The organism is Georhizobium profundi (assembly GCF_003952725.1).
In the GTDB taxonomy this organism is placed as follows: domain Bacteria; phylum Pseudomonadota; class Alphaproteobacteria; order Rhizobiales; family Rhizobiaceae; genus Georhizobium; species Georhizobium profundi.
On record NZ_CP032509.1, the window covers coordinates 4300708 to 4323872 of the forward strand.

General features: G+C 63.1%; 23 protein-coding genes. 15 read left to right on the forward strand and 8 right to left on the reverse strand.

What is annotated here, in order from left to right; translation table 11 throughout:
- The first annotated feature begins 27 nt into the window (after positions 1-27).
- The 5 genes from argH (at position 28) to D5400_RS20755 (ending at position 6999) form a co-directional block, all read left to right on the forward strand.
- Positions 28-1431, forward strand: coding sequence for an argininosuccinate lyase (gene argH / locus D5400_RS20735; RefSeq protein WP_126012352.1), 1404 nt, complete (start codon positions 28-30; stop codon positions 1429-1431).
- 140 nt (positions 1432-1571) lie between these two features.
- Positions 1572-1841 (forward strand): LPS translocon maturation chaperone LptM, encoded by a 270-nt coding sequence (lptM, locus tag D5400_RS20740; protein ID WP_126012355.1) that lies wholly within the window; start codon positions 1572-1574, stop codon positions 1839-1841.
- Positions 1842-1852: 11 nt separating this feature from the next.
- Positions 1853-3136, forward strand: coding sequence for a diaminopimelate decarboxylase (gene lysA / locus D5400_RS20745; protein WP_126012358.1), 1284 nt, complete (start codon positions 1853-1855; stop codon positions 3134-3136).
- 108 nt (positions 3137-3244) lie between these two features.
- Complete coding sequence (locus D5400_RS20750; protein ID WP_126012361.1) at positions 3245-4306, forward strand: GGDEF domain-containing protein; 1062 nt, start codon at positions 3245-3247, stop codon at positions 4304-4306.
- Between the two features lie 86 nt (positions 4307-4392).
- On the forward strand, positions 4393-6999 hold the full coding sequence (locus D5400_RS20755) for a TIGR02302 family protein (protein ID WP_126012363.1): 2607 nt from the start codon (positions 4393-4395) through the stop codon (positions 6997-6999).
- Positions 7000-7025: 26 nt separating this feature from the next.
- Here D5400_RS20755 and D5400_RS20760 read toward each other — a convergent pair whose 3' ends face one another.
- From D5400_RS20760 to D5400_RS20775, 4 genes are all read right to left on the reverse strand, one after another.
- Positions 7026-7388: a response regulator gene (locus D5400_RS20760; protein WP_126012366.1), complete on the reverse strand. Its 363-nt coding sequence runs from the start codon at positions 7386-7388 to the stop codon at positions 7026-7028.
- A gap of 146 nt (positions 7389-7534) precedes the next feature.
- On the reverse strand, positions 7535-9880 hold the full coding sequence (locus tag D5400_RS20765) for a PAS domain-containing protein (protein WP_126013685.1): 2346 nt from the start codon (positions 9878-9880) through the stop codon (positions 7535-7537).
- A 228-nt stretch (positions 9881-10108) separates the two neighbouring features.
- Entirely contained in the window at positions 10109-10651 is a 543-nt protein-coding gene (gene hpt, locus D5400_RS20770) for a hypoxanthine phosphoribosyltransferase (RefSeq protein WP_126012369.1), read from the reverse strand.
- A gap of 146 nt (positions 10652-10797) precedes the next feature.
- Positions 10798-11367 carry an FxLYD domain-containing protein gene (locus D5400_RS20775; protein WP_126012372.1) on the reverse strand — a complete coding sequence of 190 codons (570 nt, stop codon included), beginning with the start codon at positions 11365-11367 and terminating at the stop codon, positions 10798-10800.
- A 269-nt stretch (positions 11368-11636) separates the two neighbouring features.
- On the opposite strand from D5400_RS20775, the gene ftsE reads away from it, so the two are divergent.
- The 4 genes from ftsE (at position 11637) to D5400_RS20795 (ending at position 15104) form a co-directional block, all read left to right on the forward strand.
- Positions 11637-12296 (forward strand): cell division ATP-binding protein FtsE, encoded by a 660-nt coding sequence (gene ftsE / locus D5400_RS20780; RefSeq protein ID WP_126012375.1) that lies wholly within the window; start codon positions 11637-11639, stop codon positions 12294-12296.
- On the forward strand, positions 12289-13308 hold the full coding sequence (locus tag D5400_RS20785; protein ID WP_126012378.1) for a cell division protein FtsX: 1020 nt from the start codon (positions 12289-12291) through the stop codon (positions 13306-13308). The genes ftsE and D5400_RS20785 overlap by 8 nt, the downstream gene beginning before the upstream one ends.
- Positions 13309-13395: 87 nt before the next feature.
- Entirely contained in the window at positions 13396-14178 is a 783-nt protein-coding gene (locus D5400_RS20790; protein ID WP_126012381.1) for a YdcF family protein, read from the forward strand.
- A 92-nt stretch (positions 14179-14270) separates the two neighbouring features.
- A complete protein-coding gene (locus tag D5400_RS20795; RefSeq protein ID WP_126012384.1) occupies positions 14271-15104 on the forward strand; it encodes a lysophospholipid acyltransferase family protein in 834 nt (277 codons plus the stop codon).
- On the opposite strand, the gene D5400_RS20800 is transcribed toward D5400_RS20795, so the two are convergent.
- On the reverse strand, positions 15029-15607 hold the full coding sequence (locus D5400_RS20800) for a gamma-glutamylcyclotransferase (protein WP_126012387.1): 579 nt from the start codon (positions 15605-15607) through the stop codon (positions 15029-15031). The two genes, D5400_RS20795 and D5400_RS20800, sit on opposite strands and share 76 nt — an antisense overlap.
- 50 nt (positions 15608-15657) lie before the next feature.
- Here D5400_RS20800 and D5400_RS20805 point away from each other — a divergent pair, with 50 nt between their 5' ends.
- Positions 15658-16662 (forward strand): DUF2125 domain-containing protein, encoded by a 1005-nt coding sequence (locus tag D5400_RS20805; RefSeq protein ID WP_126012390.1) that lies wholly within the window; start codon positions 15658-15660, stop codon positions 16660-16662.
- 31 nt (positions 16663-16693) lie between these two features.
- On the opposite strand, the gene D5400_RS20810 is transcribed toward D5400_RS20805, so the two are convergent.
- Both D5400_RS20810 and hisC read right to left on the reverse strand, forming a co-directional pair.
- Positions 16694-17626, reverse strand: a complete 933-nt coding sequence (locus D5400_RS20810) for a prephenate/arogenate dehydrogenase family protein (protein WP_126012393.1) — start codon at positions 17624-17626, stop codon at positions 16694-16696.
- 57 nt (positions 17627-17683) lie between these two features.
- The gene (gene hisC, locus D5400_RS20815; protein WP_126012396.1) at positions 17684-18790 is read right to left on the reverse strand and encodes a histidinol-phosphate transaminase; all 1107 of its coding nucleotides are present in this window, start codon (positions 18788-18790) and stop codon (positions 17684-17686) included.
- A 163-nt stretch (positions 18791-18953) separates the two neighbouring features.
- Here hisC and metX point away from each other — a divergent pair, with 163 nt between their 5' ends.
- The 4 genes from metX (at position 18954) to D5400_RS20835 (ending at position 21703) form a co-directional block, all read left to right on the forward strand.
- Positions 18954-20141 (forward strand): homoserine O-acetyltransferase MetX, encoded by a 1188-nt coding sequence (gene metX / locus D5400_RS20820; protein WP_126012399.1) that lies wholly within the window; start codon positions 18954-18956, stop codon positions 20139-20141.
- Positions 20138-20752 (forward strand): methionine biosynthesis protein MetW, encoded by a 615-nt coding sequence (metW, locus tag D5400_RS20825; RefSeq protein WP_126012402.1) that lies wholly within the window; start codon positions 20138-20140, stop codon positions 20750-20752. Before metX ends, metW begins: the two co-directional genes overlap by 4 nt.
- A 68-nt stretch (positions 20753-20820) precedes the next feature.
- Positions 20821-21186 (forward strand): MbcA/ParS/Xre antitoxin family protein, encoded by a 366-nt coding sequence (locus D5400_RS20830; RefSeq protein WP_126012405.1) that lies wholly within the window; start codon positions 20821-20823, stop codon positions 21184-21186.
- A complete protein-coding gene (locus D5400_RS20835; RefSeq protein WP_126012408.1) occupies positions 21179-21703 on the forward strand; it encodes an RES family NAD+ phosphorylase in 525 nt (174 codons plus the stop codon). The genes D5400_RS20830 and D5400_RS20835 overlap by 8 nt, the downstream gene beginning before the upstream one ends.
- Here D5400_RS20835 and D5400_RS20840 read toward each other — a convergent pair.
- Positions 21654-22445, reverse strand: coding sequence for a class I SAM-dependent methyltransferase (locus D5400_RS20840; RefSeq protein WP_126012411.1), 792 nt, complete (start codon positions 22443-22445; stop codon positions 21654-21656). The genes D5400_RS20835 and D5400_RS20840 overlap by 50 nt on opposite strands.
- A 206-nt stretch (positions 22446-22651) precedes the next feature.
- Between D5400_RS20840 and D5400_RS20845 the strand changes: the two genes are divergently transcribed.
- Positions 22652-23086 (forward strand): VOC family protein, encoded by a 435-nt coding sequence (locus tag D5400_RS20845; protein ID WP_126012414.1) that lies wholly within the window; start codon positions 22652-22654, stop codon positions 23084-23086.
- Positions 23087-23165 lie beyond the last annotated feature (79 nt).

Here is a 23165-nt window from a genome sequence, read left to right on the forward strand (position 1 = left end):
CCTCTCAATCAGACCGTTGGGCTCAACATGTCGGACAACACTGCCGAAGGCAAATCGTCGAACCAGATGTGGGGTGGGCGTTTCGCGTCCGGTCCTGCTGCGATCATGGAAGAAATCAATGCTTCCATCGACTTCGACCGCAAGCTGTACCGTCAGGATATCGCCGGCTCCCTCGCCCATGCGGCGATGCTCTCAGATAAGGGCATTATTTCGTCTGAGGATCGCGACAAGATCGCGCAGGGCCTGAAAACGATCCTCGGCGAGATCGAGCAGGGGCAGTTCCAGTTCTCCCGCCGGCTGGAAGATATTCACATGAACATCGAGGCGCGGCTCGCCGATCTCATCGGTCCTGCAGCGGGCCGCCTGCACACAGCCCGGTCGCGCAACGACCAGGTGGCGCTGGATTTCCGGCTGTGGGTGAAGGAAGAACTGCAGCGCACGGACACGGCATTGACCGGCCTGATCGAGGCATTTCTCGAGCGCGCCGGTGAGCACGCCGAAACCGTGATGCCGGGCTTCACGCATCTCCAATCGGCCCAGCCCGTGACATTCGGTCACCATCTCATGGCCTATGTGGAAATGTTCGGCCGCGACCGTTCAAGGGTCCGCGATGCGATCGAACGGCTCGACGAATCGCCGCTCGGTGCCGCGGCACTTGCCGGCACGGGCTATCCGATCGATCGCCATCAGACCGCCGCTGCGCTGAATTTCCGCGAGCCGACCCGCAATTCCATCGACACGGTGTCGGATCGTGACTTCGCGCTGGAGTTCCTGGCGACGGCTTCGATCGCGGCCACGCATCTGTCGCGGCTTGCCGAGGAGATCGTCATCTGGTCGACGCCGCAGTTCCATTTCGTGACGCTGTCGGATGCCTTTTCCACCGGCTCGTCGATCATGCCGCAGAAGAAGAACCCGGATGCGGCCGAACTGGTGCGGGCAAAGACCGGCCGTATCAATGGCTCGCTGATCGCGCTGCTGACGGTGATGAAGGGTCTCCCGCTCGCCTATTCCAAGGACATGCAGGAAGACAAGGAGCAGGTGTTCGACGCCGCCGAAAGCCTGGAGCTCAGCATCGCCGCCATGACGGGCATGATCCGCGACCTCAAGGTCAACGCGCAATCGATGCGGGCGGCTGCCGGCTCGGGCCATTCCACCGCCACTGATCTTGCCGACTGGCTGGTGCGCGAAGCCGGCCTGCCCTTCCGCGAAGCACACCATGTCACGGGACGCGCAGTCGCGCTTGCGGACGAGAAGGGCTGCACGCTTTCGGATCTGCCTCTCGACGCGCTGCAGGCGATTCATGCGTCTATCACCGACGATGTCTTCAATGTGCTCTCGGTCGAAGCCTCGGTCGCCAGCCGCAAATCGTTTGGCGGAACGGCGCCCGATCAGGTGCGCAGCCAGATCGCCTGGTGGCGGGAACGGCTCTAGCACGTTGCCAGCTGAAGTGGATGCCGGTTCATCGTTCGGGAACGCGACATCCCAACACACAAAGGCGTGCGTTCTGCTCGCATTGCACATGACGCACGCCATCGGCTAAAAGACGCGGCATCATCCGGAGACAAGAGACGATGACCGGCCAGAAAACGACCGCCAACGCGACAGCGCGCCTTCTCATCATCACGGTGGCGGCAGGCCTTGCGCTGACAGCCTGCGGTCGCAAGGCGCCGCTTGACCGGCCGGCGCTTTCCGGCGCGCCGCAGGCGCAGGCAGAGGTTCAGCAGCCCGATACGGATGCCAATCGCCTGTCGGGCGTGATCGGCGGCTCGCGCAACAGCTCGGCTGACGTTCCACCCGCCGAACCCAACCGCCGCTTCTTCCTCGATCCGCTGCTCGATTAAGGCCAAGCCTCTTGAACCATTTCCGTTACCTGAACGGCGCGCTCCACGCCGAAGACGTCGACGTGGCGGAGATCGCCAAGACCGTCGGCACGCCTTTTTATTGTTATTCCACAGCAACGCTGACGCGCCACTATCAGGTCTTCGCAGACGCCTTTTCAGACATCGACGCGCTCGTCTGCTATGCGATGAAGGCCAATTCGAACCAGGCGGTTCTGGCGACGCTCGCCAAGCTCGGTTCCGGCGTCGACGTGGTCTCTGAGGGCGAGTTGCGGCGCGCGCTTGCAGCCGGCATCCCGCCTTCCAAGATCATGTTTTCGGGCGTCGGCAAGACCAAGCGCGAGATCGACTTTGCGCTCGCGTCCGGCATCCACTGCTTCAACATCGAATCCGAGCCCGAACTGGAGGTCGTGAACAGCCGGGCGCTCGCTGCCGGAACGACTGCACCGGTCTCCTTCCGCATCAACCCGGATGTCGATGCACGCACCCATGCCAAGATCTCGACTGGCAAGAAGGACGACAAGTTCGGCATCTCCTGGCAGGATGCGCGCCGGGTCTATGCCCATGCCGCCACGCTGCCCGGCATCCGCGTGACCGGCATCGACATGCATATCGGCAGCCAGATCACCGATCTGCAGCCCTATGACGACGCCTTCCGGCTGCTGCGCGAACTGGTCGAAACACTGCGCGCCGACGGGCATACCATCCACCATGTCGATCTCGGCGGTGGCCTCGGCATTCCCTACCGCGACGACAACCAGCCGCCGCCGGAGCCGCGCGACTATGCCGAAACGGTCAAGGCGCATGTGCGCGATCTCGGTTGCCAGGTGATCTTCGAGCCCGGCCGCATGATCGCCGGCAATGCCGGCATTCTCGTTTCCGAAGTGCTCTACGTGAAGGAAACCGGCAGCAAGATCTTCGTGATCGCCGACGTCGCCATGAACGACCTGATCCGTCCGACGCTCTATGAAGCATGGCACGAAATCCGGACGGTGAAGGAAACGCCTGCCGGCGCGCCGCGCATCAAGGCGGATATCGTGGGGCCTGTGTGCGAGAGCGGCGACTTCATGGCCCGCGACCGGACCATTCCGGTTCTTCGAGCCGGCGACCTCATCGCCATTGGCTCTGCAGGCGCCTATGGCGCGGTGCAATCGGGCACCTACAATTCCCGCCTGCTCGTGCCGGAGGTGCTCGTCAAGGGCGACCGGTTCCATGTCGTGCGCCCGCGCCCAAGCTTCGATGATCTTCTTGGCCTGGACAGCGTGCCGGACTGGGTCAACGAAATCGAAGCTGATTAGACCAAATTTAAGGTTTTTCAAGCGATAACCCCCTAATTATTAAGGGGTTCTTCTTTGCTTCAAGTCGATTTCGGCATCATTGCGCTCGCGTTTTTCCACAATGCCGGATTGGTCGCCCTGGTGGTGCTGGCATACGGCTCGGTGCTGAGACGCACACGCGCCGGGATGGCCCGGAAACTCGTTCTCGGGCTTCTGTTTGGGGCAGGCGTCCATCTGGCGATGTCGAGCCCCATCATGCTGACGGAAGGCGTCGTCATCGACGGTCGAGCAGTCTTTGTTGCCCTTTCTGCTGTGTTTGCGGGTTGGCCAGGGGCCGTGATTACAGCATCGATCGCCGCCTTTCATCGGTTCGAGACGGGTGGCATTGGAGCTACCGCGGGGCTCTGCGGAATTGTTTGGGTCGTGGTCTCGACGATCGCGGTCGCTGAATGGCGCGGTCTGACGACAACCGTGCCTAGCATGCGGCGCTTGACGGAAATTGCCTTTGTGGCATCACTGATGCCGATAGCCATTCTGCTGATGCCCTCGAATCTCGCGCTCACCGTTTTTCTGAATGCGGGTCTGCCGCTCGCAGCGGCGACTTTTGGCGGCGTGTTGGCTTTTGGTCACCTTCTTGCCGGCGAGCTGCAGCGTCATGAGGCCACGGTGCGAGCGCGTCGGGATCTGCGCACCGATGCACTGACCGGACTGCAAAACCGCCGTGGCTTCGACGATCTCTCCACGCGCGCCTTCCACGTTGCCAGAAGCGAAGGCAAGCAACTTGCGCTCGTCATGATCGATATCGACCACTTCAAGAAGGTCAACGATATCTGGGGTCATGCAGCGGGCGACAAGGTGCTGGCCGAAGTCAGCGATATCATCGGAAAGCATGTGCGTGTTCACGACACCGTCTGCCGCTTCGGCGGTGAGGAAATCGCCATTCTCATGCCGCACGCCTCGCTTGAAGCAGCGCTATCGACCGCCGAACGGGTACGGATCGCCATCGAGGAGGCAGTTTTCCTGCTGGGAGGGATCCAGATCAAAGTGACCGTCAGCGCCGGTGCGTCATGCGTGGAGGAATCGATGACCGAATTCGGTGATCTGTTCGATGCTGCAGACAAGGCGCTCTATTTGGCGAAGAGTACCGGTCGCAACCGGGTGAAGAGCGCGGCCATCGTCAAAGCCGCCTGAGAATCTGCACCCATCACAATCCGGTGGGTGCCCTCGCCAAAGCCACATTTTCCGCTATCCTCGTCTTGAACCTGGAGCAGCGGTGCATGGCGATTTCTACCTTGGCCGAAACGGCGGCGGCATTGGCCGCCAAGCTTTCGCGCAAGCGGGCCACGACGAAGCTCGTCATCGCGCTCGAGCGCCTCTGGATCGCAGTCCTTCCGCTTGCCGGGATCGCCGCGATCTACGTTGCGCTGTCCTGGTTCGGCTATTTTCGCGCCGTGCCCGACCTGGTCCGCATCGCGACGCTCGTCGTCCTGGGGCTGGCCGCGCTCGCGTCGCTCTACCTGCTCACCCGTTTTCGACTTCCATCGACGGGCGAGGCCGACGCCCGGCTTGAGGAACGCAATGCGATCGCGCACCAGGCGGTGCGCGTTCAAAGCGACACGCTCGAGCGCGACAACCCGCTTGCCCGCGCGCTTTGGGAAGAACACCAGCGGCGCATGAGCGCAAGGCTCGACAAGCTTTCGGTCGGTCTGCCCAATCCCGACACGCCGCGCCGCGATCCCTACGGAATGCGGGCGCTGGTCGTGCTTCTCCTCTTCACGGCATTTGCGTTTTCTTCTTCCAACCGCGCCGGCACGCTGTCGGATGCGTTCGTTTCCCATGCGGTCAGCAATGCGCCCCCGACGCGCATCGACGCGTGGATCACGCCGCCGGCCTATACGGGCCGTCCGCCGATTTTCCTCAGCACGGCGCAGCTGGGCGAAGGTGCGGTCATCACCCTGCCGGAGCGCAGCGAAGTGGTTGTCCGGATCAGCGGCGGCGCCGGCGGGGAGATCGTCAGCTTCGCAGCGGAACAGGCCGAAAGCGCGGTGATGCTGGCACCGACCGAGGCAAACGACGCGCCCTCGTCCGCGGTGCAGAGGCCTGCAGCCGCATCGAGTGGCGATGCGCGCGGCTACCGCATGGATGCGATGCGCAGCGGAACGCTGGTCGTTTCCGGTGCGCGAGACGGCGACCGCGCGTGGCGGCTCGCGGTCGAGCCGGACCAGGCACCGGAAATCACTTTCGCCGAAGATCCCCGCCGTGCCGTCAACGGTGCGCTGGAAATCGCCTTCACCGCTTCCGACGATTACGGGATCGTCCGCGCTTTCACCGATATCGCACCGGTCGATCCCGCGGAAGGCGCGCGTCCGCTCTACGAGGCACCCGAGTACCGCTTGAACCTGTCGCGTCGCCAGGGGCTGGAGCAGCGGGGACGCGCAAGTCACGATGTCACGCAGCATCCATGGTCGGGCACGCTCGTCGACGTGACGCTCGTCGCCATCGACGCCAGCGGCCAGGAAGGCCGATCGGAGCCGCACCGCATGCGGTTGCCGGAACGCAGCTTCTCCGAGCCTCTCGCCCGCGCACTGGTCGAACAGCGACAGATCCTCGCGCTCGATGCCAACGCCGTCGCCGAGGTGCTGACGCTGAGCGATGCGCTGATGATCGCGCCGGAAGAGACCATCCCGAACCTCTCCCATTTCCTGCTTCTGCAATCGGCGCGCTCGCGCATCGAGCAGGCTTACAACGACGACATGCTGCGCGATTCCGCCGATTATCTCTGGGAAGTGGCGCTGGGCATCGAGGACGGCGACCTGTCGCTTGCCGAGAGACGCCTGCGGGACGCCCAGCGCGAGCTTGCCGAGGCACTGGAGAACGGTGCGACAGACGAGGAAATCCAAGCGCTGATGGACGAGCTGCGCGAGGCGATGCAGGAGTACCTGCAAGCGCTCGCTCAGGAACTGCAGAATTCCGACCAGGCCATGCAGCTTCCCGAAAACGCGATGCAGAACCTGCTTCGCCAGGAAGACCTGAACGCGATGCTCGACCAGATCGAGAATCTCGCTCGGCAAGGCGCGACGGAAGAAGCGCAGCAAATGCTGTCCGAACTGCAGCGCATGATGAACAACCTTCAGGCCGGCCGCCAGCAGCAACAGCAGCAGGGCAATGGCGAGATGCGCCGCCAGATGGACCAGCTCGGCGAACTGATGCGCGAGCAGCAGGAGCTGATGAACGAGACCTTCCGGCTCGATCAGGAGCTCGCCGAGCGCATGCAGCAGAGCCTCGATCCGTTCAATCCCGGCCAGCAGGATCAGCAGCAGGGCAATCAGGCGCCACAGGAGGGTCAGCAGGGCGAGAACGGGCTTTCGGAGATGACGCCCGAGCAGTTGCAGGAGGCGCTGCGCCAATTGCGCGCGCAGCAGGAGGCGCTCCAGGAACAGCTGGGTGAGTTGCAGGAGAGCCTGGAGGGCATGGGGATGGAGCCGAGCGAAGGGTTCGGCCAGGCCGGAGAAGCCATGGGCGATGCCTCACGCTCGCTCGGTGACGGGCGTGGCGAGCAGGCCGTCGGCGAACAGGGCCGCGCGCTTGAAGCGCTGCGCCAGGGCGCTCAGGACATGATGAACCAGATGATGCAGCAGATGGGCCAGGGCGAGGGTCAGGGCGAAGGCCAGGGCCAGAACCAGATGCGCCGGTCGGATACCGATCCGCTTGGGCGGCCGCGCTCTACCGAAGGGCCGGATTTCGGCGACACGGTGCGCGTTCCTGACGAGATCGACATCCAGCGGGCCCGGGAAATCCTGGAAGCGATCCGCAACAGGCTCGGCAACGCGCTGAGCCCGCAGCTGGAACGGCAATATTTGGAACGGCTGCTGGAGATGCGCTGAGGCGACGCCGCCTCGCGCATCGGGTCTCAGGCGGCGAGCGCGCGGCTTACGGCGGCGCGAATTTCCGGCAGGCTGAAGGGCTTGGAAACGACATCCACGATGATGGCGGCGAGGTTGTCCGCACGTTCGCGCTGCTCGGCATAGCCGGTCATGAGCAGGATCTTCATGGTCGGGTGCATGGCGGACGCCTGGTGCGCCAGCTCGATGCCATCCATCGCCGGCATGCGGATATCCGACAGAAGCAGATCGTAGCGCTCGCCACCACCCAGCCTGTCGATGCCTTCGGCGCCGTCACCGACTTCCTCGACCTGGTGACCGTCGAGCTTCAGGGCTCGTGCTACGAACGAGCGGAGCGCCGTCTCGTCTTCCGCGATCAGAATTTTCGCCATTGCCGTCTCCGCTTTCGTCAGCGCACCGCAATCGGTCGCCGCGGGTTTCTCTGTCCAGCCCTTAAGCCAACAAACCATTGATTGGTTTGCTTTGCGTAAAGAGAGCACGCCGGAAACCTGGTTGAGTGCCGAAATGAAGCGGCGTTTCAGCTCGGCTCGATAAGGGCCTTGATGCGTTCCGTCAGCTGCTCGAGCGCGAATGGCTTGGTCATCACGTGCATGCCATGTTCCAAATGGCCATGGCCAACGACCGCATTCTCGGCGTAGCCGGTAATGAACAATACCTTCAGATCGGGTCGCGTTTCGCGTGCTGCATCGGCCATCTGCCGGCCGTTCATGCCTCCGGGAAGGCCGACATCCGTAATGAGGAGATCAAGCCTCGCATCGGACTGCAAAATCTTGAGGCCCGAAGGACCATCGCCCGCCTCGATCGCCGTGAAGCCCAGCTCCTCCAGCACCTCGACGACCAGAAGCCGGATCAGGGGTTCGTCATCAACGACAAGCACCGTCTGTCCGGCCGCTTCGAGCGAGGGCGCACTTTCCTCTGCCTGGATGCCCTGTTCGAAGACCTCGCCCAGATGGCGCGGCAAATAGAGGCACACCATCGTGCCCTGCCCGACTTCCGAATAGATCCGCGTCTGTCCGCCCGACTGGCGGGTGAAGCCGTAGATCATCGACAGGCCGAGCCCGGTGCCCTGGCCGATGGGTTTGGTCGTGAAGAATGGATCGAATGCCTTGGCGACGACCTCCGGCGGCATGCCGGCGCCGTTGTCCGACACGCACATGGAAATGTACTGACCCGGCGGGATCTCCCGTTCCCGAGCGGCGCGCTCGTCCATCCAGCGATTGGCGGTCTCGATCGTCAGCTTGCCGCCATCCGGCATCGCGTCACGCGCATTGATGCAGAGATTGAGAAGCGCGTTTTCGAGCTGGTTCGGATCCACGAGCGTGGCCCAGAGGCCAGCGGCTGCCACCACTTCCACGGCGATCTGCGGTCCCATGGTGCGGCGAATCATGTCGTCCATGCCGACGACCAGACGGTTGACGTCGGTCGCCTTCGGATCGAGCGTTTGGCGGCGGGAGAATGCCAGGAGACGATGAGTCAGCGCAGTCGCCCGCTTTGCCGCGCCCTGCGCCGCGCCGAGATAGCGGCCAGCCTCGTCGACGCGACCCTGCGCGATGCGCCGTTCGGCCAGCTCCAGGCTGCCCGTGATGCCCGCGAGTAGATTGTTGAAATCGTGCGCGATCCCACCGGTCAGCTGGCCAACCGCTTCCATCTTCTGGGACTGGCGCAGCGCCTCTTCCGCCGCCATCAGTTCCCCGGTGCGTTGCTGGACCTGCTGCTCCAGAGTCGCGTTTAGATTGGCCAGTTCGGCGGCCTGGGCGCGGCTGTGCTCGATATCGGTGTTGGTGCCGATCCAGTTGACGATCGTGCCGTCCTCGTCCCTCACAGGCTCGGCGCGGACCAGGAACCAGCGATACACGCCGTCGTGGCGGCGAATGCGAAATTCCGTCTCGTAGACGGCTCCTGTCGTCAAAGCACGCTCCCAGGCGGCAGCAGCTTTCTTGAGATCGTCGGGGTGAACGATCTTCGTCCACTCGACACCTTCCAGGTCTGTGCTGGAAGCGCCCGCATATTCGGAGACGCGGTTGTTGAACCAGTAGAGCAGGCCGTCGGGTCGGGCCGCCCAGACATGGTTCGGCACCGTCTGGGCAAAGACGCGGAACTGTTCCTCGCTGTCGCGAAGCGCCTTTTCAGCCTGTTTGCGGGCCGTAACGTCCTGAAACAGCACGGCCACCTGGCGGCGGCTCGGCGGCTCGACCCGAACCGCGGCAAGCTCCAGATGCCGGCCGGTCGCGATCAACATCTGTTCGAAGCGGATCTGCTGTCCAGTGCGCAGCACTTCGCCATAGCGCGCAACCCAGTCATCGGCCTCGGCGGGAACCATCTCCCGCAGCTTCTGGCCGACGACGTTCGGAATGCCGGCATGGCGGGCATAGGCTTCATTCGCTTCGATGTGAACGTAATCGCTGGCCGGGCCGTGCGGACCATCCAGAAATTCGATGATGCAGAAGCCCTGGTCGATGGCGTCGAACAGCATGCGGTAGCGGGCTTCGCTCTCGCGCAGCAGCTCAGTGCCGATCGTCCGATCGGTGACGTCGGCGCCCTCGACGAAGATGCCTGTGATCTGCCCATCCCTGCCGCGCAAGGGTTGGTAGACGAAATCGACGTAGCACTCGTTGATCGGCCCGCCCGGCACGGGCTGCACGGCATATTTGATCCCATCGGCGCGAAACGGCCTGCCGCTCTGGTAGACCTCGTCGAGCAATTTGAGGAAGCCTTGCTCCACGGCATCGGGAAGCGCTTCGGCAACCGTCTTGCCCAGCACGTCACGACCGCCGACGATTTTTCTGTAGCTGGGATTGGCAAGTTCGAACCGGTGCTCCGGGCCGCTCAGAAGCGCCATTAAAGTCGGCGCCTGCTCGAACATCGCTGCCAGCTGATCGCGTTCGAGAACGACGTTCTGGAACGAGGCCTGTTCGGAATTCTCGTTGCTGTCCAAGAGGTTTTCCCAGCCTACGTGTTGCAGATCGACATTCGACCCTGTCGCGCCTGTCGATGATGACAGGCTTTCCGGCAGAGCGTTCGACTGGTTCTACACCGAGACGTTGAAAACGCGATAAGATTTCCGCCTAAGGCAACGGAAAGGCCGTCAGGCTCAAGCGTCGCCCTTCACCACGCCCACGAAAGGCAGTTCGCGGAAGGCATAGGCGACATCCATCCCATAGCCGACGACGAAATAATCGGGGCATTCGAAACCGACATGATCGGCCTCAAGCTGGCCCTCTCGCTTGGAGCGCTTGTCGAGCAGCACCGCGATCGAGACATTGGACGCACCGCGCTCATACATGAGATCACGGGCAAAGCGCAGCGTGCGGCCCGATTCCAGGATGTCGTCGATGAGGAGAACATCGCGGTCTTTGACGAGGCTATCGATGTCCTTGATGATCTTTACGCCTTGGCTGGTGGTGCCCTTGCCGTAGCTGGAGAGCGTGATGAATTCCACCTCCGGCGCCAGGCCAACATCGTGCATGGCGCGGATCAGATCGGCCGCGAAGATGAAAGAACCCTTGAGGATTGCAACGACCAGCAGATCATTGCGCGGCGTGGCAGCGATTTCGGCGGCGATCGCATGGTTGCGCTCCGCGATCGCTTCGGCGGAAAACAAGGGGTCGATGGTCTTTCCGCGCACGACGGGCATGTCTCGATCTTTCCTGCGGCAGTGGCTTTCAAGCCGCCGCTTTAGCGCAGTTGCGCGCCGAGCGAAACGATCGGCTCGACGCGACACCCATGAAGAACGAGGCTTGTTTCAAGCGTGATGCGGAAATGCATCGCCGCAGTCGATGATCAGCGCTTCAACAGCTGGACGGACGGCGGCACATCGACGAGATCGGCGCGCGGGATGCGCGCCTCGAAACGGACCGATCCACCGGCGGCCAGCCGTTCCGTGCCCGCGATCACATCGGCCAGCGCAAAGCTGTCACCGACATTCACATGCACCTGCGGCAAGCTGACAGCGCGATCCCCACCGTTTTCGACGCGGCCGGTGATGAAGAGGACATCGCCGAGGCGCGTGGCCACAATATGGGAATTGACGTCCGTCACCTGAATCTGCGGGCCATAGCCGGTGAGCTTCGCCAGTGCATGACCACCGGATATCCAGAAGGTGGCGGCAGACAGCAGAATGAGCGCGGCCCAGAAGGCGGCATCGCTGCGTCCGCGCCGCTTCGGGGCAGCCGACAAGTCAACGCTCGGCGACGCTGCGGTGGCACGGGCGACTTCTCGGAAGCGGACGGTCGTGTCGGCAACCGAATCAATGTCGATGAATTCCGCGTCAACCACGCGCGAATCGCCGATCAGGACACCGCGAGGCGCCTGTCGGGTAAAATTCTGAGGCGGGATCACATCGATCGACATCGAAGATGTTGCCTTGCTCTTAGCCGTTTGCCGTCCAAACATCGGACACTCCCTAAGGACCGGACATGGTCGCCCTGCCGCGATGTCCGGGCATCAGTGCCCAGGGCCGCGGCTATCGGGGAAAACAGTTGGCAAATCGTGAAGCAGACTGGTTAACTTTTGCCTAACATCCGAGCCAACGTCATGCGAATTGCAGCGAAGCGCATATCGCGATAACCCTCCGCACACGCAATCATCACCTGAATCGGCGTGATTGAGGATAGCAGGCATTGATTCGATTTGAAAATGTCGGACTTCGCTACGGCATGGGTCCGGAAATCCTGCGCGACCTGACCTTCGACATTCCGAAGCGGTCGTTCCAGTTCCTGACGGGGCCTTCGGGCGCCGGCAAGACGACGTTGTTGCGCCTGTTGTTCATGTCCCTGCAGCCGACGCGCGGGCTGATCAACGTCTTCAATCGGGACATCGCGACAATCCCACGCGACGAACTGCCGCTTCTGCGGCGGCGAATCGGAATCGTCTTCCAGGACTTCCGCCTGCTCGATCATCTGACGACCTTCGAGAATGTCGCTTTGCCGCTCAGAGTGCGCGGCAAGGAGGAATCCAGCTATCGGCGCGATGTGCTGGAGCTTCTGAATTGGGTCGGCCTTGGCGATAGGATCAATGTTCTTCCGGCGGTGCTGTCGGGCGGCGAGAAGCAGCGCGTGGCAATCGCGCGCGCCATCATCGACCAGCCGCAGCTTCTGCTCGCCGACGAGCCGACGGGCAACGTCGACCCTCCGATGGCCTTGCGGCTGCTGCGCCTCTTCATGGAACTCAACCGGCTCGGCACGGCCGTCGTCATCGCAACCCACGACCTGTCGCTGATGGAGCAGGTGGACGCACGCCGCATGATCCTGTCGGAAGGGCGGCTCGACATCTATGACTGAGCGCACGCGCAAACCAGCGCCGGCCCGCCCAGCCAGGCCGGACCCTGAGCGGGAGAAGCAGCCGCCGAAGCCGCAGCTTCAGGTGCGCCCTATGGCACCGATCGTGCCGCCGGCCAATGTTTCGGCCAACGCGCTTTCCGTCGTGATCGCGATCATGGCGTTTCTCGCCTGCCTGACGCTCGGCGCGGTCTCCATGGTGTCGGATTCCGCGTCCAGCTGGCAAAGCCAGATTTCGCGTGAGATCACCATCCAGATCAAGCCGGAAGATGGCCTGGACATGCAGGCCGCGCTCGAACGTGCGCGCGACACCGCGCTTTCGATCGCCGGCGCCAGCTCCGCATCGATCGTGGGCGACACGGAAACGGCACGGCTGCTGGAGCCTTGGCTCGGGCAGAATGCAGATCTCGATGAACTGCCTGTGCCGCGCCTCGTCATCGTGACGATCGACGAGAACAACCCGCCGGACTTCACCGCCATGCGCGCGCGGCTTGCCGAAACGGTGCCGGAAGCGTTTCTCGATGATCATCGCACCTGGGTCGACAGGCTCGTCGCCATGGCGCGCACCACCGTGATCATCGGCATCTTCGTGCTCAGCCTCGTCTTCACCGCGACGGTGCTGACGGTGATCTTTGCCACGCGCGGTGCGCTGACAGGCAACCGGCACATCGTCGAGGTGCTGCATTTCGTCGGAGCCGAAGCTCCTTTCGTCGCCCGGCAATTCCAGAATCATTTTCTCCTGATCGGGATCAAAGGAGCCGTTGCCGGCGGCATCGCGGCTGCGCTCACCTTCGCCGCGGCCAATGTGTGGACCGGATTTGCCGCTGCCACACCGGAAAGCGATCAGGCCATGGCGCTCTTCGGCGCATTCAAAATCGGCTTGCGTGGCTATCTTGGGATTTTGGCGATCATCGCCGTCATCGGCCTTTTGACGGCGCTGACTACGCGGCTCACCGTCATCCGAACGATCCGCGAAATCGATGTCGTGCGCTCCGATCCATCGAGGATGGAATAGGCGTCTTGTGCGGTTTCCGACACGATCGGTGTCAAACTTCGCTTTCGCGTCTAGCCCTTGCCCCAATCTGCGGATAATTCTTTGATCATGGTGGAAGTGTCGACGAATGGGACGACGCCTCCCGCACACGATACGGCGCCACCCAGGGACCACCCTCAGGAGACACCGGTTCGCGCAAGGGGCAAGGCGGACAGATGGGCACGGCGGTCGGTATCGCTCGTGCTTTTCGTCCTTTTTGCCGTTGCGGTGCTCTCCATCGGCGGCTTTCTGCAGTTCGCGGAACAGGTCGCGTCCCTCCGGCCGCCCGAGCAGATCGATTCGACCGACGCGATCGTGGTTCTGACCGGCGGATCCCAGCGCATCGATCACGGCGTGTCGCTTTTCAACGGTGGCGTCGGCAAGCGCATGTTGATCTCCGGCGTCAATCCGCGAACGAGCGGTGCGACGCTGAAGAACATGACGGCAGGATCGGACGAGCTTTTCGATTGCTGCGTCGACATCGGCTACGACGCGATCGACACGATCGGCAACGCCAACGAGACCGCTCGCTGGATTGCGGAACACGGCTTTTCCCGCGTTCTCATCGTGACCAGCAACTACCATGTGCCGCGCAGCCTTCTGGAGCTGCGGCGTGCCGACCCCAAGACTGCCTTCGACGTCTATCCCGTGACGCTCGCCGATCTGCGCGGCGAGGACTGGCTCTTTAAGCCCGAAGTGATGCGGGTGATGATCAGCGAATACGCCAAATATGCGTGGGCATGGGTACGCGCCACGGCCGGCACCAAGACAGCGACCGGCCTTCGTACCGACCAGGCGGGCGCCGATCTCTCGAAGGACGGCATCGTCAGCGCCGGTGCAGCGGCTCACTGACACTGCGCATCTTTGGTAGGCGCAGGCGACCTCATGGTGTAGATGGCCATGAACCTCGTCGACTGCTCTCGTGAGAAAGACCCTCGCCCGGCATGATTGTCCTGCGCTCCGTCCTCTTCAACACCGCCTTCTATCTCAATCTCATCCTGCGCATGATCGTGCTGTCGCCCTATTATTTCCTGGCGTCGCACAAGAACGCCTGGTCGGTGCCGAAGAACTGGGTGCGGTCCAACCACTGGCTCTTGGAAAAGATCGTCGGCACGCGCTTCACCATCGAGGGTCTGGAGAACATCCCGGACGGCGGCTACATTCTCGCGCCGAAGCACCAGTCGTTCTGGGATGCCTATGCGCTGCTGCCCTGGGTGCGTGATGCCGTCTACATCCTGAAGCGCGAGCTGATGTGGATCCCGCTCTTCGGCTGGTATGTCGGCAAGATGCGGATGATACCGGTCAATCGCGGCGCGCGCGGCAAGGTCATGGCGGCCGTTCTCGACCGGACGCGCGAGGAGATGGCCAAGGGCCGGCAGCTGATCATTTACCCCGAGGGCACACGCCGGCCGCCCGGCGCCGAGCCCGACTACAAATACGGCATTGCGCGCCTCTACGGCAGCGTCGGCGTTCCGGTCGTGCCAGTTGTCATGCACCCGGGCCTTTTCTGGCCGCGCCGCAAGTTTCTGCGCTTTTCAGGCCATTTCAAGGTGCGCATCCTGCCGCCGATCCCACCCGGGCTCGATCCCGACGTGTTTCTGCAAAAGCTTATCGACGTGATGGAGACGGAAAGCGACCGGCTGCTCGTGGAGACGATCGAGGCGAACCCGCATCTGCCGCTGCCGCCCACCGCAGCCAAGCGTTATCTGGAGCTAACGTCCGGAGCGCCTGCGCCATCGTCGCTGCCGCCCATGCCGCCTTCCGGATCGGCGATCTGACGGGCTACCTGCTCGAGCCAGTGATCGGAAATCTGCATTTGCCGCAGATGGTTCACGGTGTTGATCACGTAATCCTCGTTGGGCCCGGACTGGCCAACGGCGCCACGGACGATCGACGCCGCCTCGCCGGACGACAGATCACCCGCATATTGCACATGGGCGCGGTCGACCACATAGGCGACCGCATGAACGCGCCGGCCGGAGCGCAGTTCGATCGGCACACGGCGCTCCTTGTAGACGTGGGTCACGAGTTCGCGTGAGCGCAGATAATCGAGCACCTGGTCGGTCTTCTCTCCGGCAACGGAAAAGGCGATCCCGCGGCAAGACCCGCCGCGGTCGAGACCGAGCACGAGACCCGGCCGCTCGGGCGTTCCCCGATGCACATGGGATTTCACGCAGAGTGCGCGATGGTAACCGAAGAGACGCGCATGGCTTGCGTCGATAAAGTCGAAGCCCGGCCTCCACATCAGCGAGCCGTAGCCAAACACCCAAAATTCGTCCATATCGCCGCCGAAGGCTTCCTTTTGAAAAAACGCGAGAATTGGAGATAGGTGTGGAGAGGTCAAGCGCCAAGCGCGGGATGCGTCCGTCCACGAAGATCGTTCTGCTCGCGATGTTCGCAGTCGTCGGCGTCGGCATCTATTCGGCCGGCTGGTACTATCTCGCAGGTCAGCTCGCAGCACGCGTCGAAGGCCTTATCGCCAGCCTTTCCGATGATGGCGTTTCGCTGGAATGCGACAATCTCGACGTGCGCGGTTATCCGTTCCGGCTCGGCGTCTTCTGCGACGGCATCAGCGCTTCCGATCCGAGCAATGGCGACCTCAGCGTGACGACGGCCGCATTCCGCTCCGCTGCTCAGATCTACCGGCCAAATCACGTGGTGTCCGAACTCGAGGCGCCCGTGCGCGCCGTTCTCGCCAACGGTGCGAGTCTTGCGCTCGACTGGCAGGCGCTGCAATCGAGCACCGTCTTTGGAACCTCCGGCCTGTCACGCGCATCCCTGCAGGGTAACGCCGTGGTCGCGCAGATCGAGGGTGGTGCAATCGATGCGACCGCCAACACGCTGCAGCTTCATACGCGGCGAAATGGCGAAGATCTCGAATTGGCATTCATGCTGGAAGGCGCGCGTCTCGGCGGGCTTGTCGCGCCTGCGAACCTGCCCTCCTTCGACGTCGTCGCCGAAGCGATCTTCAGCAACGGGGCGGACTTCCTCGCCGGCCGGCGATTGGCAAGCGAAGAACTGCGTGGCACATCCGGTCGGTTGACCAACGCGACAGCGGCCATCGACGGCGGCGGGCGCGCGGTGCTCAACGGTCCTTTCGAGATCGCAGAGAATGGGCTGATCAGCGGCGCGTTCGATCTGAGGATCGAGCGGCTGTCGGACTGGCAGGCGCTGATCGCCGCTCAGATGCCGGGTGCCGAAGGCACGATCGAAACCGCAACGGGCTTCCTGCGTGCCTTCGGCGGCGGCGGCGACACCGTCAGCGTCACGCTTCAGGTGAGCGACGGGCGGGTGGCCCTCGGCATTATTTCGATCGGCCGCATCCCGCCCATCTGACCCTTTCGAAATTCCGCTGTTTTTGGAAACGCTATTCGCCCGGCAGACGGGTCGCCTGGCGTCCGAAATCCACGGCATCCACGTCCTGGCCAGCCTCGACGATCGATCGGCGCACGGCACGCGTGCGGCTGAACAGATCGAACAGCTTGTCGCCATCGCCCCACCGGATCGCCCGCTGCAGCGATGCAAGATCCTCAGAAAAGCGCGACAGCATTTCCAGGATCGCATCGCGATTGTGCAGGCAGACGTCGCGCCACATGGTTGGATCGGACGCAGCAAGACGCGTGAAGTCGCGGAAACCAGACGCGGAATACTTGATGACCTCGGACTTCGTCACCGCCTCCAGATCATCGGCCGTGCCGACGATGTTGTAGGCGATGATGTGCGGCAGGTGGGACACTATGGCGAGCACCATGTCGTGATGGGCTGGATCCATGGCTTCGACGGTGGAGCCACAAGCCTGCCAGAAGCGCGTGAGCCGCTCGAGCGCGTCCGGATCGGTGCCTTCGAGCGGCGTCAGGATGCACCAGCGGCCTTCGAACAGCTCCGCAAAGCCGGCCGAGGGACCGGAGCGTTCGGTGCCGGCGATCGGATGGCCGGGGATGAAGTGAACGCCCACCGGCATATGCGGGCGCATCTGCTCGATGACCGACGCCTTGGTCGAGCCGACATCGGTGACGATTGCGCCCGGTTTCAGATGGGCCGCGATGTCTTCGGCGACTGCGGCAGACGAGCCGACCGGGACGGAGACGATGACGAGATCGGCGTCGGCGACCGCTTCGGCATTCGAGGTCGTGTAGCTGTCGCCAAGACCGAGAGCCTGTGCGTCGCTCAGCGTTTCGGCCGAGCGCGTCGCGACCACGATATGATCGGCAAGGTCATTGCGGCGGATCACGCGTGCGAGCGAGGAGCCGATCAGGCCGATGCCGATCAGCGCGATTTTTTCGAACTTCGTATGTTCCATTGTCTCATTCAATTCCGCGTCGTCGCGGCGTGACGCTTGCGCGCGCCGGGCGAGACGCTATCTCAGAAATTCCTTCAGGGCGTTGAGAACGCCCTCGTTGGCTTCGGCGCTTCCGATGGTCATACGCAGCGCATCTGGGAGGCCGTAGCCCGCGACGCGCCTGAGAATATAACCACGCGCCGTCAGATAGGCGTCTGCCGCTTCCGCCGTGTGCGCGCCGTCCTTCGGGAAATGGATCAGCACGAAGTTACCGACCGAAGGTGTGACCTCGAGGCCAAGCTCGGTCAGCGCATCGCTCACGCGGCGCAGCCATTCGTCATTGTGGGCGATGGCCCGATCGACCAACGCGCGGTCGCGGATCGCCGCCGCACCGGCAGCGATCGCCGCGGCATTGACGTTGAACGGGCCACGCACCCGGTTGACCGCATCGACGATCGCAGCCGGCGCGTACATCCAGCCGATGCGCAGCGCAGCCAGGCCATAGATCTTCGAAAAGGTGCGCGTCATCACGACATTGCGGTTGGCCGACACGAGCTCGATGCCGGATTCGTAATCATTGCGGCGCACATATTCCGCATAGGCCGCGTCCAGAACCAAAACGACGTGTGGCGGCAGCCCGGCATGCAGGCGGCGCACCTCGTCGGCCGGCATGTAGGTGCCGGTCGGGTTGTTGGGATTGGCCAGGAACACGATCTTGGTGCGTTCGGTCACGCGTTCGAGGATCGCATCCACATCAGCCTTGAGCCCGGTTTCGGGCGCGATCACGGGCGTGGCGCCTGCCGCCATGATCTGAATCTTGTAAACCAGGAAGCCGTGCTCGGTGAAAATGCCTTCGTCGCCGGCCCCGAGATAGGTCTGGCAGAGCAGGCCGAGCAGTTCGTCGGAGCCGTTGCTGCAGAGGATGTTGGCCGTGTTCAGGCCGTGAACTTCGGCAATGGCATCGCGCAGCTTCGTCGCCGAGCCGTCCGGATAGATTTCCAGATGCTGCAGCACGTTTTCCAACGCCTCGCGCACCTTCGGGCTCGGTCCGAGCGGCGTCTCGTTGGACGACAGCTTGTAGACCTTCGCCACGCCCGGCGCGCTCTCCTTGCCCGGCACATAGGCAGCGATGTCCATCACACCGGGATTCGGGATCGGGGCATCCTTGGCAAATTGCATGGTCATGGATCTGGCGCTCAGGTCTTCGAGGGCGATGGAAACCCGGCTGCCATAGCTTCCCGCCACGCAAAAGTCGAGAGCGCCAAGAGCCGCGGGGATTGACACCCGGCCGTTCGCAACCCTACCTCACCTCGCCGCGCGACGTGGCGGCATGAGAGATCTGGGACGAATGACCGTGGCCACCGAACCGCTCGAAAGTCTGACGACCAATGCCGGCTCGGAAGCCGTCAATCCGTCCAGCGACGTGCTGCGGTTCGGCGCCGACAAGCCGCTCCAGCTCGATGCCGGAACGCTGCTTTCGCCCTTCCAGATCGCCTACCGCACCTACGGCACGCTGAACGCCGACAAGTCGAACGCGATCCTCATCTGCCACGCCCTGACGGGCGACCAGCATTGTGCCAGCACCAATCCGGTGACTGGAAAACCCGGCTGGTGGGAAAATCTGATCGGGCCCGGCAAGCCGGTGGATACCGACCGCTTCTTCGTCATCTGCTCCAACGTGATTGGCGGATGCATGGGCTCGACGGGGCCGGCATCGCCCAATCCAGCTACGGGAAAACCTTTTGCGCTCGATCTTCCGGTGATCACCATCCGCGACATGGTGCGGGCACAGGCGATGCTGGTCGATCATTTCGGCATCGACCAGCTGTTTTCGGTGATCGGCGGCTCGATGGGCGGCATGCAGGTGCTGCAGTGGGCGTCCAGCTATCCGGAGCGCGTGCACACCGCGATCGCGCTTGCGACCGGTGCGCGGCATACATCGCAAAACATCGCCTTCCATGAAGTCGGCCGCCAGGCGGTCATCGCCGATCCGGAATGGCAGCAAGGGCGTTATCTCGAGAAAGGCACGCGGCCGTCGAAAGGCCTCGCCGTCGCGCGCATGGCGGCGCATGTCACCTATCTCTCCGAGGCGGCGCTGCACCGCAAGTTCGGCCGCAACCTCCAGGACCGCGATGCGCCGAGCTTCGGCTTCGATGCGGATTTCCAGATCGAAAGCTATCTGCGCCACCAGGGGCTGACCTTCGTCGACCGCTTCGACGCCAATTCCTATCTCTACATGACGCGTGCGATGGACTATTTCGACCTCGCCGCCGACCATGAGGGCCAGCTCGCCGAAGCATTCCGCGGAACGCGCACGCGCTTCTGCCTCGTGTCGTTCACCAGCGATTGGCTATTTCCCACCTTCGAGAACCGGGCGATCGTGCATGCGCTGAACGCCACCGGCGCATCCGTGTCCTTTGTGGAGGTGGAGAGCGACAAAGGTCATGACGCCTTTCTCCTCGACGAACCGGTCATGACGGCGACGATCAACGGCTTCATCATGTCGGCCGCCAAATCGCGGGGCCTTGCGCAATGACGGTCAATTCCACGAACCGCATCGATTTCGAGGTGATCGCCAGCCTCGTCGCCGACGGCGCGCGCGTCCTCGACATCGGCTCGGGCGACGGCACGCTCCTGGAGATCCTGCAGGAGCGCCGGAACATCGACGGGCGCGGCATCGAGCTCTCCCAGCGCGGGGTGAACGAATGCGTGGCGCGCGGCCTCTCCGTCATCCAAGGCGATGCCGACCATGATCTCGTCCACTATCCGGACCAGAGCTTCGACTACGTGATCCTGTCGCAGACGATCCAGGCGACGCACAATCCGAAAATCGTGCTCGACGAATTGCTGCGCATCGGCCGCTACGCGATCGTGTCCTTTCCGAACTTCGGCTATTGGCGGGTTCGAGCGTCTCTTATGTTCAAGGGGCGCATGCCGGTCACGCGTGACCTGCCCTATTCATGGTACGACACGCCCAACATCCATTTCTGCACGATGCGCGACTTCGTCTCCCTGACGAAGGAAGTCGGCGCCACGATCGACCGCGCCGAAGCGCTCAACGGCGCCGGCCAGAAACTCGCCGTCAGCATGCCGTGGTCGCTCTGGAACCTCTTCGGCCAGCAGGCGGTATTTCTGCTGAGGCGATGACTGCTTGAATTGGGCATTGTTTGAGCCTAATATGATCGATGATCGCTCAAACAGCGTAAAGAGTTGTCATGTCCAACGCGGCCCTCGATATCAATGCAGCGGCATTTGCCGACGGCGCTTTTCTGTCTGCGCGGCGTGTTGCGGAGCACCTCGGCGTCACCCTGTCGGAGTTGGCGAAGCTGGCAGGTGTCGCCCGCAACACGCTGACGGCGAAATCAGGGGCCAAGAAAGTCGACCAAGCCCTCAGCCCGCTGGTCCGCATTCTCGCCATGGCGTCCGAAATGGCGGGATCCGAAGAGCGCGCAGTCGTCTGGTTCAAGCATCAACCAATCCCCGGTTGGGGTGGCAAGACCGCATTCGACCTTACAACCGAAGGCAAAGCGGACAAGGTGCTCTCCTATCTGGAAGCGGTGCGTTCAGGCGTCTATGCCTAACGCGGCAGCTCCACCCCGACATGCCTTCGAACTCTTTCGTGCCTACGTCCCACGATGGGCCCATGCACCACTTTCCGGAGCCGGGGCTAGCCTTTTCGGCGGTCGATGGAACCCCGTCGGCGCTCCAACCATCTACGCCGCGCTCGAGTTGTCGACAGCATGGTCCGAGTACAATCAAGGCCTGACGCAGCATCCCGCTCTGCTAGCGCTTTTGCGCCTTTCCAACGCAGCCATTGCCGACCTGACCGGCGAAGCGGTTCTCGAACGCTTCGGCGTTTCCCACGACATCCACGAGGAGGAGTGGCGCGCGCTCGTCGACCGTGGTGAAGAGCCGACTGCGTATGCAGTGAGGCGCGCTATTTTGGCGGCCGGGTACGACGGCGTGATCTACCCATCCTTCATGTCACGCGGCGGCCGATGCATGGCACTCTGGGCCTGGAACGAAACCGGACCAGCCAAACTGGAAGTCATCGATCCAGAACGACGGCTTCCCCTGTCACCGGCATCTTGGCTTTGATGTCGGTGACCCGGCCGGCGCGCACGCCCTGTGGCGCGAGCACGGGGACGAAGACGCGGCGAGAGGCGCGGGTGGCGACGGGCAGGCCCTGGTAGAGCCGCTTCTGGGCTTCCACAACGATGACGCCGGAGAACACCGGCCACGCCTTGCGACCGATCCGCTCCATCAGATTGCGCAGCCGCAGGATCGAGCGGCGCTTGGACGGCGGGAAAAACAGCGCCTCGCCGGATGCGCCCGGCGTAAAGTTCGTTTCGCGCAGAAGCCGCGTCAGCTGCCCGCGCGAATAGGGTCTCCCCGCACCGAAGGGCGTGTTGTCGAAGCGGGCCCAGATGCCCCGGCGGTTGGGCACCACGATGATCAGCCGGCCGGCGGGCGCCAAAACGCGCCACATCTCCTTCAGCGTTTCGCGGGGGTTTTCAGCGAATTCAAGCGAGTGGACCATGAGGATGCGGTCAAGCGCGGCATCCGGCAGCGGCAGTTCCTCGTCGAAGACGAGTGCCGCCGCGGACGGTTCTCCTGCCGGCCAGCTCACTGCGCCCTGCCCCGCCGTCATGAACGCGAAGCTGCGTTCGGTGTCGGTTCGGAACCGGTCCAGATAGGGCAGCGCATAGCCGAGCCCCATCAGGCGCTCATTGGCGATCGGCTGCCAGATTGCTGACAGGGCCATGCCGATCGCCTGCTCGGCAGCCAGCCCCAGGCGAGAATGATAGAACTGGCGCAGATCAACGATATCGACGTTCATGGCTCGAGCCTATCGCATCGGTGTTACATGCGAAATGCCGGGGCACGAGCGTCCCCCGATGATCTTTCGTCAATCTGTAAGGCGGCCTCTGCCTTCAACTGGCCTCGCCTTTACCACGGTCCCGGCCACATTTCGGCCGAATGAGCGCTCATCACGTTCGTGAAGGGAACACCGACGAATCAACAGAGGCCAAGGAGCCCGCACTCATGATCAAGCCGATCCTCATCGTGAAACACGGCGAAGAAGACATTGCGGCTGCGTTCTATGTCCGCGCCTTCGGTGCTTCCATCATTCATGTTCATCGGCTGCGCAGCGGCACGCCCTTTTCCTTCGAACTTCGCATCGGCGAGCAGATGTTCGGCGTTTCCGGCGCCAATCCCCGTCGCGATGCCGATGAGATTCCGAGCGGGCCTAAATCGCCCGATTTCGTCGGCACCTCCACCTGCCTGATGGCGCTCGCCGTCGACAATGTGCCGGCCGTGACCGAGAAGGCAGAGATCGCCGGCGCCACGGTGCGGGTGCGGCCGACGCTTTCCAGCCACGGCGGGATTGCCAGCTCGATCATCGACCCGTTCGGTCATCTCTGGAACATCTACCAAGCGCTGGAGATGAAGCCGAGCAAGTCCGCGATCGCGGCCTGACGCGCGGCGAACGGATCCGACGCTGCCTTACTGGCTAATTGCCCCTCTTGAACCGGCCGGCCCGATGGTCACATTGGGT